This window comes from Bacillus sp. FSL K6-2971 (assembly GCF_038006405.1).
Lineage (GTDB): Bacteria > Bacillota > Bacilli > Bacillales > Bacillaceae > Bacillus > Bacillus pumilus.
The window spans coordinates 18,146-32,747 of sequence record NZ_JBBOVD010000002.1 but is presented as its reverse complement, the minus strand read 5'-3'; the positions used below and the strand labels follow the sequence as shown (position 1 = coordinate 32,747).

At 37.9% G+C, this 14,602-nt stretch carries 18 protein-coding genes and 1 pseudogene; 11 read left to right on the top strand and 8 right to left on the bottom strand.

The genetic code is table 11. The features are described from left to right. The first annotated feature begins 180 nt into the window (after nucleotides 1-180). The 4 genes and pseudogenes from MHI33_RS21920 (at nucleotide 181) to MHI33_RS21905 (ending at nucleotide 4,330) form a co-directional block, all read left to right on the top strand. The gene (locus tag MHI33_RS21920) at nucleotides 181-684 is read left to right on the top strand and encodes a hypothetical protein (protein WP_340913950.1); all 504 of its coding nucleotides are present in this window, start codon (nucleotides 181-183) and stop codon (nucleotides 682-684) included. Between the two features lie 703 nt (nucleotides 685-1,387). Beyond that, nucleotides 1,388-1,816 (top strand): organic hydroperoxide resistance protein, encoded by a 429-nt coding sequence (locus MHI33_RS21915; RefSeq protein WP_340910478.1) that lies wholly within the window; start codon nucleotides 1,388-1,390, stop codon nucleotides 1,814-1,816. Nucleotides 1,817-2,007: 191 nt separating this feature from the next. After that, a pseudogene (locus MHI33_RS21910) lies at nucleotides 2,008-2,361 on the top strand (transposase); the annotation flags it as partial. 1,516 nt (nucleotides 2,362-3,877) lie between these two features. After that, the gene (locus MHI33_RS21905; protein ID WP_340913949.1) at nucleotides 3,878-4,330 is read left to right on the top strand and encodes a hypothetical protein; all 453 of its coding nucleotides are present in this window, start codon (nucleotides 3,878-3,880) and stop codon (nucleotides 4,328-4,330) included. A gap of 258 nt (nucleotides 4,331-4,588) precedes the next feature. Here MHI33_RS21905 and MHI33_RS21900 read toward each other — a convergent pair whose 3' ends face one another. Next, nucleotides 4,589-5,695: a response regulator aspartate phosphatase gene (locus MHI33_RS21900; protein ID WP_340913947.1), complete on the bottom strand. Its 1,107-nt coding sequence runs from the start codon at nucleotides 5,693-5,695 to the stop codon at nucleotides 4,589-4,591. Nucleotides 5,696-6,063: 368 nt separating this feature from the next. Between MHI33_RS21900 and MHI33_RS21895 the strand changes: the two genes are divergently transcribed. Together MHI33_RS21895 and MHI33_RS21890 are read left to right on the top strand one after the other, a co-directional pair. Then, the gene (locus MHI33_RS21895; RefSeq protein WP_340913946.1) at nucleotides 6,064-6,210 is read left to right on the top strand and encodes a hypothetical protein; all 147 of its coding nucleotides are present in this window, start codon (nucleotides 6,064-6,066) and stop codon (nucleotides 6,208-6,210) included. Between the two features lie 144 nt (nucleotides 6,211-6,354). Beyond that, nucleotides 6,355-6,621 carry a YesK family protein gene (locus MHI33_RS21890; RefSeq protein WP_340913944.1) on the top strand — a complete coding sequence of 89 codons (267 nt, stop codon included), beginning with the start codon at nucleotides 6,355-6,357 and terminating at the stop codon, nucleotides 6,619-6,621. Nucleotides 6,622-6,649: 28 nt separating this feature from the next. Here the strand turns inward: MHI33_RS21890 and MHI33_RS21885 are convergent, their stop codons facing one another. The 4 genes from MHI33_RS21885 to MHI33_RS21870 form a co-directional block, all read right to left on the bottom strand. Next, nucleotides 6,650-6,898: a DUF2651 family protein gene (locus tag MHI33_RS21885; RefSeq protein WP_340913942.1), complete on the bottom strand. Its 249-nt coding sequence runs from the start codon at nucleotides 6,896-6,898 to the stop codon at nucleotides 6,650-6,652. A gap of 45 nt (nucleotides 6,899-6,943) precedes the next feature. After that, the gene (locus tag MHI33_RS21880; RefSeq protein WP_340913941.1) at nucleotides 6,944-8,062 is read right to left on the bottom strand and encodes a hypothetical protein; all 1,119 of its coding nucleotides are present in this window, start codon (nucleotides 8,060-8,062) and stop codon (nucleotides 6,944-6,946) included. Between the two features lie 65 nt (nucleotides 8,063-8,127). Then, the gene (locus MHI33_RS21875; RefSeq protein ID WP_340913940.1) at nucleotides 8,128-8,949 is read right to left on the bottom strand and encodes a septation ring formation regulator EzrA; all 822 of its coding nucleotides are present in this window, start codon (nucleotides 8,947-8,949) and stop codon (nucleotides 8,128-8,130) included. 175 nt (nucleotides 8,950-9,124) lie between these two features. Next, nucleotides 9,125-9,400 (bottom strand): DUF5839 family protein, encoded by a 276-nt coding sequence (locus MHI33_RS21870; RefSeq protein WP_340913938.1) that lies wholly within the window; start codon nucleotides 9,398-9,400, stop codon nucleotides 9,125-9,127. A 901-nt stretch (nucleotides 9,401-10,301) separates the two neighbouring features. Between MHI33_RS21870 and MHI33_RS21865 the strand changes: the two genes are divergently transcribed. The 5 genes from MHI33_RS21865 to MHI33_RS21845 all read left to right on the top strand — a co-directional run bounded on the left by MHI33_RS21865 (nucleotide 10,302) and on the right by MHI33_RS21845 (nucleotide 12,720). Next, nucleotides 10,302-10,979 (top strand): hypothetical protein, encoded by a 678-nt coding sequence (locus tag MHI33_RS21865; protein ID WP_340913937.1) that lies wholly within the window; start codon nucleotides 10,302-10,304, stop codon nucleotides 10,977-10,979. Nucleotides 10,980-11,080: 101 nt separating this feature from the next. Beyond that, the gene (locus MHI33_RS21860; protein ID WP_340913954.1) at nucleotides 11,081-11,488 is read left to right on the top strand and encodes a single-stranded DNA-binding protein; all 408 of its coding nucleotides are present in this window, start codon (nucleotides 11,081-11,083) and stop codon (nucleotides 11,486-11,488) included. A 52-nt stretch (nucleotides 11,489-11,540) separates the two neighbouring features. Further along, nucleotides 11,541-11,894 carry a hypothetical protein gene (locus MHI33_RS21855; protein WP_340913935.1) on the top strand — a complete coding sequence of 118 codons (354 nt, stop codon included), beginning with the start codon at nucleotides 11,541-11,543 and terminating at the stop codon, nucleotides 11,892-11,894. Nucleotides 11,895-12,013: 119 nt separating this feature from the next. Then, nucleotides 12,014-12,187, top strand: a complete 174-nt coding sequence (locus MHI33_RS21850) for a hypothetical protein (protein WP_340913933.1) — start codon at nucleotides 12,014-12,016, stop codon at nucleotides 12,185-12,187. Then, complete coding sequence (locus MHI33_RS21845; protein WP_340913931.1) at nucleotides 12,184-12,720, top strand: thermonuclease family protein; 537 nt, start codon at nucleotides 12,184-12,186, stop codon at nucleotides 12,718-12,720. Before MHI33_RS21850 ends, MHI33_RS21845 begins: the two co-directional genes overlap by 4 nt. 33 nt (nucleotides 12,721-12,753) lie before the next feature. On the opposite strand, the gene MHI33_RS21840 is transcribed toward MHI33_RS21845, so the two are convergent. The 3 genes from MHI33_RS21840 to MHI33_RS21830 form a co-directional block, all read right to left on the bottom strand. Continuing rightward, entirely contained in the window at nucleotides 12,754-13,407 is a 654-nt protein-coding gene (locus MHI33_RS21840; protein ID WP_340913928.1) for a SprT-like domain-containing protein, read from the bottom strand. 50 nt (nucleotides 13,408-13,457) lie between these two features. Next, nucleotides 13,458-13,685: a hypothetical protein gene (locus tag MHI33_RS21835; RefSeq protein WP_340913926.1), complete on the bottom strand. Its 228-nt coding sequence runs from the start codon at nucleotides 13,683-13,685 to the stop codon at nucleotides 13,458-13,460. 214 nt (nucleotides 13,686-13,899) lie between these two features. Further along, nucleotides 13,900-14,436: a hypothetical protein gene (locus MHI33_RS21830; protein WP_340913924.1), complete on the bottom strand. Its 537-nt coding sequence runs from the start codon at nucleotides 14,434-14,436 to the stop codon at nucleotides 13,900-13,902. Nucleotides 14,437-14,602: the final 166 nt, after the last annotated feature.

The window sequence follows — 14,602 nt, the reverse complement described above, 5'->3', positions numbered from 1 at the left end:
GGTGAAGCTAAAGTTACTGCGGCTTTAATGGCAGCTGGAATTCCTCCAGGTGACGCGCAATTAATCGCTAAAGTTGTTGTTTTCTTTTTGGTATAGATATTGAATATATTAATATTAAAGAAGAGAGTGAATAATATTATTCACTCTCTTCTTTAATATTTTTATAAGGAGAGATCAGGATTGGATTTGTTTGTAATTACTATGTTAATTTATTTATTTTTCTTTTCGTTGTTTTTCTTTTTTATGTATAGAGGCGAAAAAAGGGAAGCTGAAGAGAATAAAACAAATGAGGGATATGTGTTTTCCACATTTGTTGGTGCACTTTTGTTGTCTTTAATTCCTACAGCAGTAATTATGTTTATAGTTTTAATTGCTACGGGATCAATAAGTGTCATCGTTAAGTCATTAGGGTTAAATGTAGATTTCACTCAAGTTATCATTGTGAGTTTAGCGTTAGTTTGTTATTCATTTACTCTTGATAATATATTTATTACAGTTGTAAAGCATATAATGGGAGACAATATACTAAAGACTATTTTCGTTTCACTTTTTAGATTTTTATTTGTTTTCTTTGTTGGTGTTATATGTTCAATTGGTATTGCAGATAGTATCAAAATTTCTATCGGTTTAACTTTAATTTGTTTTTTATTAGAATTTATTTCTACTGATAGACCTAAAGCATAGTTTTTAATAAATGTACGATTGGTTCCCACAGATTTTGGCGCGTATTTGCGTATCGTGACGCTGGAGACATTGAGCTTGTTTGCAATGTCTTGTGAAGAAAGGTAGTCACTTGAACAGGCAAACTTGTATACTTTAAAAGGATTTAATCTGATTTAAACGAAGTAAAACAACATTCGTGAAATCCTGTCTCTTGTATAGATGGCCACAATCCTTCATTCGGGATTTATGTTTAATACCTGGATCTTCGCCAGCTGCTTTGTTCGGATTCTCCTCCACAACAAAGATGGAGGACTAGCCAGTAATTACACTGGAGAAGGCATCCGCGCTTTAATGCTGAAGAAGTGGCCGTATTGATGTTTTGAAATCACGGAGGAAATCGGAATATAAATTAGTACCAGTACACGCAGGCGTACCTGAAATGGAACAGTCGCGAATTGAAACATACTAGTGGAAAAATGAAAAAAGCAGCCATTAACGGCTTCTAAGGCTGTCGATAAAAAATCTCGACAGCCTTATTTTTTCCTTGAAATTTGCATATCTTCATGTTCCACACTAGAAATTTTTTCAACATGAAACTGATTTTACTCATAAAAATGACATTCGGGGGAAAGATGAAAGTGAGTGTTTTTCATTGACTCTTGAATTTGCATTGCGTAAAATTCAATTGTAGAAAATATTATTGGAGAGAAAGAGGGTTATATACATGTCAGAAGTTTTATTTACAGCAACGGTATCAGCTGTAGGAGGAAGAGAAGGAAAGGTTGTTTCAACTGATGGTGTGCTTGAGCATGATGTAGCAATGCCTGGAACACCAAGAGCGAAAAAAATTGAAAAAGCAACAAATCCAGAGCAATTATTTGCAGCAGGCTACTCTGCATGTTTTGATTCAGCCATTCAAATGGTCGCAAGACAAGAGCGTATCCGTTTTGAAAGTGAAGTAACAGCACATGTGAGCTTAGTAAAAGACAGTTCAGATGGCGGCTTCAAACTAGGCGTTAAGCTAGAAGTAAAAGGAACTGGAATCGAGCAATCAGCATTAGATGAGCTTGTTCATAAAGCACACGGCGTATGCCCATATTCAAAAGCAACTCAAGGAAATATTGAAGTAGAATTAGTAGCTGTCGCACAATAATTGATATCATAAAAGGCTGAGTGAATATTACCTCAGCCTCAGGCTGTCGAGAAAATCTCTACAGCTTTATTTTTTTTCCTTAAAGTTTCCATTCCCCCGTTTTATAATAGAGAAAAGCATACTAAAGGAAGGTGTTTTCTCATGTTCCACACTAGAAATTCTTCTCAGCACGAAGCCGAATTTGTATTGCTAGATCAACTGATCGAAGAGGTTATCGGTTCTACAAATCAGACCCTGAAAAATGCGTATCGTGTCCTTTCCTAGAGAGCTGTACAAGGTCGAAAAATCATCAAAAAGTGATCTCAAGACAAGTGTGGGAAGAACATAAAGAAAAGATCAGACAAAATCGTCTGTCTGCTTCTGGAAAAGAGCTATATAAAAAAAGAAAAGAAAAAATAGAGCGAAGCTTTGCAGATTCAAAACAACTGCATGGGCTTCGCTACTGCCGGTTGAGGGGAAAACAAAATGTGAGTGAGCAAGTGCTTCTCACAGCTGCCTGTCAGAACATGAAGAAGATTGCCACACACCTAGCGAAGCTAGGCTAGGTGTGTGGGAGGCCTTTTTCATTAAATCTCATCCATCATCATTACGATGAAAATAAAAAAGATTGTAGAAAAACATGAGTTTCTCTACAATCTGAGAAGCCATTAACGGCTTCTTTTTTTATGTGTTGTTTCAATGGACATGCTGGTAAAATATACTTAGAGACGTTAGCAAGCGATAGACCTCGCCCCATTCTATAATGAAAGGGGTGAAAGAGATCATGTCAAGTCGTGTTCAAAATAATCGATACAACAAAACACGTAAAGAACATAAAAAAGACCAGAAAACCCAGAGACGAAAGCAGCTGGTAAAAAATACAGCTAAAACTTTCGGAATCCCATTGGTATTGTCCCTCGTCAAGACTATATCCCAGTGGGTTTTGGCTAACTGGTTCAATTGGTTCTAACTTTCACTAAAGTTTAGGTTAAGTAAGGGTAGTACAACTTTTCTCTCGTCAATTAAAGTTGTTCTATCACGTTTCTGTTTCATTGAGGGCTACCTTTGCTTTTACCTAAATCATTAGTATTGTTATCCTTAGCATATGTTTTTAAACATAGAAAAAGCACTACAGTAGTCAACTGAGTGCCCAAATAGTAAATCGTTTAAGTTTCATTATACATGGTGAAACCAAATCCATTCACCATACTGCTGCACTCCGAAAGAGACATGCAAGTCGTGTGATCGACCTCGTCATGATCGATCTAATAATCAATACAAGTTAAGTATAAACCAAAGAAAATAACACTTCAATAATTTTGCGGCTTTTTGTGTAAGAAATTGATCAAAAAATAAGCTAAATTCTGGCTAGTTAGAGACAAATTTAAGCATGACTAAGAAGCCGAATCAGTTTCAATCAAGGTATTGCCGTAATTTCAGGAGTAACCCTTCTATAAATACACCTTCAATGTGTACTAATAGTTGGCAAACATAAGACAAGCAACAGAAAATCATATAATGAAGCTGAAATTTGTTCAATCACTGGATAGGTATGAGATATTGAGCTATCTGGAGCAAAACAGAGATTAGCTTTTTCTTACTGAGGGTCGATTTTTCGATTATTTCCCAAACCCGAAATCACTCCTGAAGACGGAATTTGCCCGAATATGAGGATCGGATAAAAAAAAGACTGCCCCGAAGGGTCATTATGTAAACTTACGAAAAGTAAGTACGTAGCTTTTTTCATTCTACACTGGTATTGCCCGGAAGTTCATTTTTTGAACTTCCGTAAAAACACGAATGATGTTATTCAGGTAGATCTGATTTTTGATAGTAAAAAGCGAACATTTTTCAGCTGAAGATCGCCGGAAAAAGTCTCAATGGTTAATGGACGGTTATATTTCCGTCTATCAATGGTTGATAGGCGAGACCGGATCGATGCGAAGTACCAGGGCAGCACGTGGCCGCAAATGTAGTTTTAAAACAAAGGTTGATTATAAGAAGGTATTTAGTACCAAAAGCGGAATAAGTACATTGTAACTAACAGTTATAAAGAGTATTAAAAAAGGAGTGTTCCCAAAAATGAAAATTAAGCAACTAGTTCTGAGTGCTACGGCAGCAATAGTTATTGCAGGTGGTTCTGCTATTCCAACTTTTGCTGCATCAGGAAATACTGACAGCCAACTAACTTCAGCAAGTAACCAACTATCTACCCCGTATATGGATTTAAGTGCATATGCAGATTCATCAAGTGTTACTATAAGTCCGCCTGAATGGAAAGCAGTGTCAGGAACTGTGATTGGTAAAGGTCAGTATGGTAAAATAAAGCTTTATTCTACTGGGATTGCAGGTTTATATGTACAAGAAAAGAGCGGAAGTACTTGGTTAACTATGGGTGGATCTGCTGTTTTAACCTTGGAAGAGGCTGGCGAACTTACTCTAGATTATTGGATGGAAAAAGGTAAGGAGTATAGGGTCGAGATAATCTCAGGTACTGCAACAAAAACAACTGGAACTATAAGAAATTCACTATAAAAATTCACTCAGTGGTCTTCATTGGAGTTGAAACAGCGTTTAGAACGATCAATAAAATGAGACATCGAACTGAATAAAGACAAACAAAAAAGCCCTACGAACAGGGCTTTTTCTTTTTATTAATGGAGTCTACTTCTCCTAACGCTTAACCAAAGTATCCGTTTTCTGCCGTTTGAAAATCATTCGAGGAATTTATATGTACTGTGGCTGTGATCCCCATTAATAAGGTAAGGCTTAATATTATAACTTTCAGTTGCTTCATTCAGCTTCCTCCTCCATCCATGTCAATTTTTTGGCCTGTGATTCCAAACCTTCATCAAAGTATTTTGATGCCAGTTTGTGATTATCCTGCTTTTTATAAAATCTTGCTGCCATAATTGACAATTCTGCGGCATCTGTCCAAAGCTTTTGATTTTTCAGTACATTTAGAGCTGCGTCGAGCTGAATTTCATCATCTTTTACATACATTGAATGTATGATGTTTAACTTAGCAATATACGCATTGTCAGATAATTCATTCGCTAACATGAGTGACTCATTGTATGACTCCAGCCCTTCAGCTGTTTTATCTAACTGGAAGAGTACACGTGCTAACATGTACTTTGTTCTCATATGCAGTGTTTTGTGTGGTTTTTTTAGTTCAATAGACAAGGTATTCTGGAAAGAGTCGAAAGCTTCAGCAAGCTTTCCTTGGCGCTCATAACATATTCCAAGATTGAAATACCCTAGCGCTTGTGGCAAATCAAGGTTAGAAGCTGCTGCTAAATTGAGAGCATCCTTATAGGTGGATTCAGCTTGTTCAAATTGGTTTAAATCCATCTTATTTGATGCGATCACCATTAGAGTAATTGCTACCCGACTCTCTTGTAAATCTGCTGATTTAAAGCTTTCTAAAGCTTTTTTGGCATGGTTAATAGAGAAATGATTTTGTGCTATTTCATAATATGCAATTGCCAGCTGATAGTTAAATTCAGCACGTTCTAACTCATCTGGGACATTTCTCAGACGAGTTTCTGCAATATGATAATAGTTGATAGCATCTGAAAATCGCTTTTTATAGAACTCATACATGCCATTGAAGAAGAAGTAATAATAATGAATCATGTCATCCGTTTTCTGCTTCTCTTCAATGTCTATTTGCTTCAACAGCTCTTTTGATCCCTCAAACTCCTGCACCATCATTTTGTATCTGGAATCAATCAAGTTAAAGTATAATAAGACATTTTGATCTTCTTCCATATTTTCGAAAGCTTGTACTATCTCGTTTCTCTTTGTTTCAGCTTTTAGGATATCTTGTTTTTTTATAAGTCCGTACCAATCACCGATCATCTTAGCAACAAATGGGCTTGCTACTTTCTCCGGCAAACAAACCTCCCCCTATCATTTTACCCTTTTCTTTCATTATCGCAGATTAAATGACCTTTTTAAACAAATTATGTAAAAATAAGTAATGTGACATACCATACAGACAATAAAGAACTCCAAAACATGACAAAAAGCCACCTACAAAAGACGCTATTTATTTTTCACGCTCTTTACTGGTTTTATCCACTTGATCCAAAACCATGATGACTCGCTTATAATAGCAACCTGTTTCCTCTAAGAAGATGTGTATCAACTAGCTTTTGAAGCTGTACGATACTATAATAGAAGTGGGCAGTTGGAAATTTCTGTCGTTTTTTACGAAAGAGCACTTGAAGCAAAGTCTTTAATTCAAGGAGGGGAATTGTTATATGTTGAAGAGTAAAATTTTTGTTCCCATCATTCTTGTAACTGTAGCATTAGCGTTACCAATTTTTCATTCTGCTGCTGTCTCACATGAAGTGGCTGACAAAGTGATTACATCGAGTGTAGGGAAAGAAGCTGGAAATACAATATAAGATCAAAGAAACGGTTCTATGACAATGGATGTCACAGAACCGTTTCTTTAACTAACTGCTTTTGTAAACAACTTAAATCAGTGGTACGATATTGAAAAACATATAATTATTCATTAGGGTTCTTCTTTCAAGGGGGCAAGACAAATGTCTTTCTGGCTACTGACAACCATCCTTACAGTTATTATACTAGGTGTTTCTTTAATCTTTAAAAAAAAGAAGTCATCTTTCCAGTATGGATTTCCATCAGTTTTAATGCTGGTAAGTATCATCTTATTGCTCATAAGCTTTTTTGTGGGAGGATGGGAAGGTTTAGGGTTAGGAGCGATCAGCGTTTCTTTGTTAGTTTCATCAGTTATCACTTTAATTATTACAAGCATTTTGAGTTATTTTAGTGGTATGAAACAAAAATAAAGCTTATGTTTATGGACATAAGCTTGGATTATGCTTTTTTATAGCGAATATACATGTCTCGAATAATTTTTGTAATTACAGAGGTGCATATGCATAAAAAAGTCACCACCCCTACCCAATACATATTTGACATGTCAAACCCAGTATAGGCAAATATAAAAATGGTTGAAGTTATAAATGTGATAGTTAAAACCACATAAACCTTCTTAAAGATTACATAGCCAATAATCCCCCAAGCTAAATACAATAATGGCAATGTGAATAACACAAGCCTCATGGGTTCAAGATAATGTAAGTTAATTTACTCCACACTCCTCGTCAGTTATTTTACAACTTCCAAGCTTGTCATTTCCCAATCCCTATCAGATTTTAGAGATATCTCTTTAGAGTCTTTGCTTTCAATATTATATTCAATAATTCTGCCAATAACTCCATCCTTATCTCTATCAAACATTCTTACCAATGCATAAATCTTGCCGTCTAAAATCTTGACCTCTTCTAAACGTTCGTCATCTGATTTAAAATTAAGTGGAATTTTTTCAGAAGATATCTCTTTGAGCTCTCTGTTGAAAGTCTTGACTTCTCCTTCATAGGAGACTATCGTGACTCTATCATTGTCTATATTTGTCTTGTAGATAGTGAATCTATCATCCATGGCAATCTTTCTTTTCGTATCGAGAGTTTTCTTGTCGAGTACAACCAACATAGAATTTTTCTTACTATCAACATTATCGTTTACAGCAACCAACAATTCCTTATCGCTCAATGACTTCAAAGAATCATTGTTGTCAGGGAAGAAAACTGAGTCCATGTCTATCTCTTTTCGTTTTTCTTTATGATTTTTGGGGTCTATCGAGGAGGCTATAACGCTATCATTATTATTATTAATAATGGCATAAATTCTCCCATCTTCAAATACTGCCGAGGTCAACGACCCTTCAAGTTCAACCTGCTTCTTATTGTTGTCATCTTCATTCCAGTATACTAATTCTCCTACTAAGCCATCCTCTGTAAAGCCAACGTTAATGTCGTGTAGAACATACCCATTAGAGTAGTTAATAAAGAATGCACCCTCGTCTTCTGTAGATTTTGAAAGTGATTTTGTTTGTATATGTTTTACCTTTCCATTATTCTTATCTATCGATACATGATAATTAGACCTATTAGATGAGAAGTACATATTATTATCACTCTGAGTAGACGAAGTGAATCCCACGCAGTCTTTTAATGACACGCTTGATAGCTTACTCCCTGTATCGTTATAGTTTACTATCTCGCATCCCCTATCCATCATCTTTGAATGAATTACAGCAAATTTACTATCTTTCATATTGCTCAGCTCTCCCTTAGAAGAGTCTCCCACAGCCTCTTCTTTCTTTGAACATGCTGTACATATTAATGCTATGGCACAAGCTGATAAAAAAAACTTAAAGTATTTCATTCAATCATCTCCTTTTAATTTTAAACAAGCAAAGCAATCGAGGGAATTCCCCGACTGCTTTCAACTTACTTTTTTTTATGATAAAAAATCTTCGTGTTGTTAGAGTTTACTAATTCCATTGGGGACACGACTAAATCGTTTTTATAATGGTCAATATCGTGACCTTGATTTTTCCAAGCTCTCCAAGCTAATTGAGAGCAATAGAATTTTTTTGTAGTTTTCTTGTCAAGCCAGTTCAAATTGTATGGCTTCTTTTGATTAGCTTGTTTTTCTGCATACTTAGCTGCATTTACATATTTGGTATTATTAGACTTCTTCACCCACAGCCCATATACCTTTTTTCTATTTCCCCAAGTATTATTATAGAATCTAACTCCATGCTGTTTAATAGGACTCCAAGCTTTGTGCCAAGATTCTACGGTATTTGTCTTAGTTCTCGACACAACAGCCGCATGTCCAAAGCCAATCGCCGAACTACCTGAGTCCAAGTCGTAGCTAACCAACACATCTCCTTTAGTTCCTAATGCCTTGGACTTTTTTGCATTGACGTTCATCTTATCTTTCTCTTCATTGTACTTAGGTAGATACTCGTCGATCACTCCATCTTTGATGTATTGATCGATATCTTTCTGCGACTCTTCGAATATAGCTTCTGCTTTTGCTTCCGTAGATACAGAGTCATACTCCTTCTTGCTCATCTCGTAAAGCTCTTTAATCTGTTCAGAGGTCATTCCCTCTGCTTTCATTTCTTCTATTTCTTGCTTGGCTCTTTCAGTGTTCATAGAAGGGTACACCTCTTTCGCTTGTGCATTTCCCTCCAAACCAAACCCAGTGAATAACACGGATGCTGACAACAAGGATGTGACAATAATGTTTCGTTTTTTCATATTATTACCTCCAATTCCTTTTTTAGCGTGGTCCACATTTACCATAATAATAGTTAATATGGATCATGTAAACATTACTAGAATTTTAAGGATATTTTAATATCTGATGAATTGACATGTTAAATTTGAGTGAATTTTTACATTAAAAAAGAGACTACTCGTAATAGTCTCTTTTTCACACAGATACATCTTCTTTATTTTTGTCTACTCGATCCAAAACTTTGATGACTCGCTTGTAATAGCAACCTGTTTCCTCTAGCTCTTCCCTTGAAACATCAATTACTAGGACAGGCTTTTTTCTTTCTAGGGATTCAACTAACACAATATCTCCTTGTTGTATCTGTCCTCTTAGTCTTTTAGGGATATGCCACTTTAAAGGCTTAGGACTAACCTTTAATTCACCGTCTTTTCTCCAGCAATGGAACGCTGTAATTGTATTTTTTTCGTTCATACATACACTCCCTCTGCGCTTTACTCTAAGGATAACAACATAAAATAAAAAGAAGTAGGTCTAGCTCCTTCTGCTTCTTTTTCTCTCTTCATTAGCTTTAATTAAAAGCAAAGATGAAACACCTAGAATGAGTAGTCCTACTTCAAAGAGATTGATTACTACTTCTACTTTCATATTATCTCCTCTCTCTATCAGCATTCCCTAAATTATAACATGCACCATGCATTTGATATCAATATCCTAAAATTTGAAAGTGTTCATTTTTAGACATATTAAATGGGCTTAAGCCCATTCTTTCTTTGCTTAAGCAAAGAGTGTGATAAAGGAGTGTTTAGTTTTTAGAAGAGTTAAAGGCGGGATCACCCAAGGGGTCTGCTCGCAGTCATAAGCCGGTCAGTGCCCGGCAACTCTCTGCGGCATCTCGCTTCCCTCTAAAATGGCCGATAACATGCAGCTGTACACTTCCGGATTACCTGCGGCCGATCCGGAAGCTACAGATGCTATGTTCCTGTCCATTTCTTAACGAGTGAACGATGATGAAAAAACTAAATGAACAACAACGCCAGGCGGAAAGGAGACATACGTCTCCTATCGGCCTTTTTCCCTTTTTGACCTCCGAAGCGTAAATGTCCCCAAGGCTTGTAAGGCCGGGATCGGGCGAGCCTCGTTACTCTTCCCGATCTCGACCCAACAAGCCGAGCTGCCACGTCAAGGGGCGAAAAACTTTTTATCGAAACCCCGCTGCAAGCTGCAGCGGCGATAAAAACTTTTCCGGCTGAAACCCTTGACGTGGCAGCTATGGGGCATTTTCGCTCTACGTGTCAAAAAGGGAAAAAATAATCCCCCTCTGGGGAACTAAATCCCTTCGGAGTTCAAAAAATGAAAAAGGAGAGGAAACCAAATGAGCATTGAAATCTATGAAAACCTGAAAGAATTGGAGAAAGCCTATACAGGCTTTCATGAGACAAAAACCTATTCTAGCGGGACGGTTTATGTCGAGGCTGAACAGCTTGCAATCACTATCTACGAAAATTCGCTTATCGTCCATACCCTTGACAATGCTTTGAAGCGAGGAAAAACCGTCATCAAACATACGGTACATTTTCAGAGAGGCTCCTTTGATGGTAGTGAAGTCATAAATAAGTATATGTTCTTTCTGAAAATCAATTTTGCTGAATTGATTAAAAGAGCTGTCGCCAACGCTCTTCCGGACGTTGATGACATAAGCGTGAATAATTTTCATGACGAGGAAAAGGCTGTGCGCGTCTTCAGCCCATTTGTAAAACCGAAAAGGGTTAATCCTCATTCAAAATGGACGATTGACAAGGTCGCTAAAGCGATCTTGACGGGGCAGGTAACACAAGGCGTTCAAGACATGAGGCTTACTGATGATTATGCCTATGACGCGGCGGTGAATTTCAGAAAAGGTGAGCTGTTCGACCTTCTAGGCTTTGCTAAAGAGCTGACAGAGTCGCCTAGCGGCTGGTGGGTATATGTGGATGAGACGGAGGACAACAAAATCAAATTATGCATTTCTCGTTATCACTTTGATTATCGGACTTTGTATGTCGCTGTATAGGGGCGGAGACATCCGTCCTTCCTCTCTACTTGTTTAAGCCTAATTTTTTTGATGAAAAATTGAATAGTACTATTCAAATTTTAGATGAAAGGGAGAGATTAATAATGAATAACGTTTCACTTGTCGGCAGACTCACAAGAGACCCAGAGCTTAAATATACACCAGGAGGAAATCCAGTCGTTAATTTCAAACTGGCGGTAAATCGGACTTTCACCAATCAGCAAGGCGAGCGACAAGCCGACTTTATCAACTGTCAGGCGTGGGATAAAAAGGCCGAAAACATCGCGAATTATCAGCGAAAAGGTTCCTTGATCGGAGTATCCGGACGCTTGCAAACAAGCTCATATGAGAAGGACGGCACGAGGTTTTATAAAACAGAAGTTGTCGTTGAAACGGCCGAATTTTTAGAGCCGAAGAACAAACATTCAGGCGGCACACAGCCAACTGGCAGAGAGGAGCGGGAGCCGGCAGGTTCTGTTCCTGTCGGTGATGACGACCTTCCATTTTAGGATGAAGCGCCCCGTCTGGGGCGGTCTAAATTTAATATAAGGGGAGATAAAAATGTGTGAATACATCGAATTGCAACGAAGTGAAAGAGAGTATATGCTTTTAAAAGTCAGTGAGCTGAAAAAATATTGTCATGATACATTAGGCATTTCATATGAAGAGTTTTTACAGGGCTATACGTTTGACGATGTGGAATTAATAGAGAATTATCTTCCAGAGTTAAACCATTCACAGTCCTGTCCGAATTGCAATGGCGGGCGGTTTTACCGTCAAGCGATTGAGGAAGTCAAAATTCATATTTGTGATACCTGTCCAGCAATGGATATAGAATTTCACCGAGATTGCAACAAGGAAGAGGCAATAGAAAAGGCTCGCGATTTTTTTATAAACTTTTTTCTAAAATACTGATGTATTAAACCGTTTCAAAAATAGAACGGTCGACGGTTTCACTTTTGAAACGGTCGACCGTTCGCAAAATGAAACCCATTAATAATTCAGTCAAAGGGCATTAAAAGGAGGCAGACATGATGAAACAAGTTCAGATTCATTATCATGACTGGGGTCAATGCTATTATTATTTGGTTTCCCTTTTAAAAGAGTGTGGTGAAGATATTCCCCACGACTTGAAGGAATGGCCTACGAAAGCGATTGTTAAGGAGATCGAGAAACGCAGTCTAGTATCAGAGGGGAATGGCTCATGAAGAAAATAGCGGGATACAGTTTGTCACTTGTGTTACTTATGGTTTTGGTGAGCTGTAATAAGGCAGAGGACACGTCGCCGGCGGACAAGACAAAGGCAGCCGCAGCCGCCGATCAGCAGCAGGAGCAGAACTTAATTTCTGCTGTGGTGGTTAATGTTGTAGATGGAGACACCATAGATGTAAGGATGAAAAGTGGAAAACAGGAGCGTGTCCGTTTTATCCTGGTTGATACTCCTGAAACGGTTCATCCTAAAAAGGGAGAAGAGCCATTCGGACGGGAGGCATCAGATTTCACTAAGAAGACTCTCAGCGGCCAGAAAGTTGATCTGAAGCTTGGAGTTCAGGAAAGAGATAAATATGGTCGCCTTCTGGCTTACGTCTATCTGAAGGACGGGACAATGATAAATGAATTGTTGCTACAGAAAGGGCTCGCACGTGTCGCCGTATTCCCTCCGAATACGGAGTTTGTCGATCAGTTCCGGGACATCGAGGCGCAAGCCCAAAAAGAACATAAGGGAATATGGAGTCAGTAAACATAAGCCCTGTCTCGTGTGAGGCAGGGCTTATTAAGGTTCATTGATTAAGATTTCATCGCATTCTACGCATTTTACCGCAATTTCCTTCTTAGAAGACAATACGCGCAGGTTGCAAGCGGGGCAGATCCATTTATACTTTCTAGGTTTTTTTTCATCCTGCTGCTGTTCTCCAGATGGATTGTCGCCGGCCCCGCCGTGAAATCCTTTTCGTGCAATACTGAAAGCTTTGGGGTTAATCCTTAATGATTCAATCTTTTTCTTTGAGTCCTCTGTCAGCTTTGGAAAAGCCCATCCATATTTTTTATCTGGTTTGTTGTCAGGGAAGTAAAAGCCGCGCCTCTCGCATTCAGCTTTGAATCTCTTGTTATGATAAGTGCCGTTTCGGGAACAGTCTTGTATGTCACGAATCGCATTATAGAGGTGAACCATTTCGTGGAGCATCGTGTCCATTGTTTCCATGAACTCAATATCGAGATATTCTGCCGCGATGTTTAGTTCATACCTTCGGTTTTTCCCTTCTTTGTCGCGCCAGACTTCTTTGGTGGTACACCATCCCATAGATTTACGGTTTCCGCTTGTTTGAATGGTAATTGCAGGTTCAGGCAGCTCACCTTTGAAAAAGGCATCATTTAACTTCTTAAAAGCGACATGTAGCTCATTAATGGCTGCTTGGATGTTAGTCATGAGGCGCTCCTCCCTTCATTTTAAAGTCTATAAACGGAGCAAATATTACCTCATTGATCCTGCTGAATATTGTTTATTTCACTCCAAAACTTATCTTTAAATACTTCTAACTTATACCACCCTAACGCGATCAAAATAATCAAACTAACAATGGCAACTATTCGAAATGTCCAAGGCGTTTTTAAACTCTTCATTGATATTTGAGCAGTAATCACACATATAGCAAATATAAATATAAGAATTAACCATGGGTATATCTGTTCCATATCAACAATCAATAGATTAGCCTCCTTTATATTGTAGGTTCAGGTAAAACGACTTTTCATCATCATGATTTTATTTGTTTAAAAGAACTTGCTTATTAGCGTTTCATCAATAAATTGATAGATACTTTGCCAATTAAGTGTAGTCATAGATACAGCAGTCGTAATTACAAAAAACAACAACAATATGTGTACCAGGTTTATATCCTTCTCTTTTTCATTTCCTTTATCATTCATATTTTTGGCTCTCCTTAGGTTTTTGGTCAATGCTCATACCGCCTGTTACAGCAGGAGCATTTTTCATTATCATGACTTTGCCTTGTTTTTTCTCCATTTTGTCGAGGTATGCAAACAAGAATTTGTCGTTAATCGTTTTTGGTATATAACCGATTCGATCAGCAATGATGTTTTCAATGACCCATACCTTGCGAGTTGCTTTTTCATACTCTTTGTAGCTTTCTTGCTGGAACTGTTCAAGCTGTTCATTACTTTGTCCGGCCTGTTTGGCCCGATGAATGTTAACACGGCCATTGTATACGTCCGAACGGTATTCTCGGGCGTATTTTAATAGAAAGATGAGTTCAATTGTTTTGGATTTTAATAATTCAGGAGTCGATTTATAAATGTCCGCGGGGTCGGGTTCATAGGAAAGTGTATGTGTTTTTCGTTGGCCGTTCTCTAAGATGTCGTTAGGCTTGAGGTTCATTTCACAGTATGAGCAATAATTTGAAACAAGTTCCGATCCGCAGTAAGCGCATGTTTTCATATAAGATCACTCCTTAATTTAAAAACCCGAACAAAACAGCTGCCCTGGAAGATCCAAAATGAGCTAAAACACGAATGAAAAATTGTGGCCAGCTTTCAGTCCCTCATTTATTCACGAACGAAGTAGAGAGCCGTTTTGATAATGTCATGACGGCTCTCTACTTGGC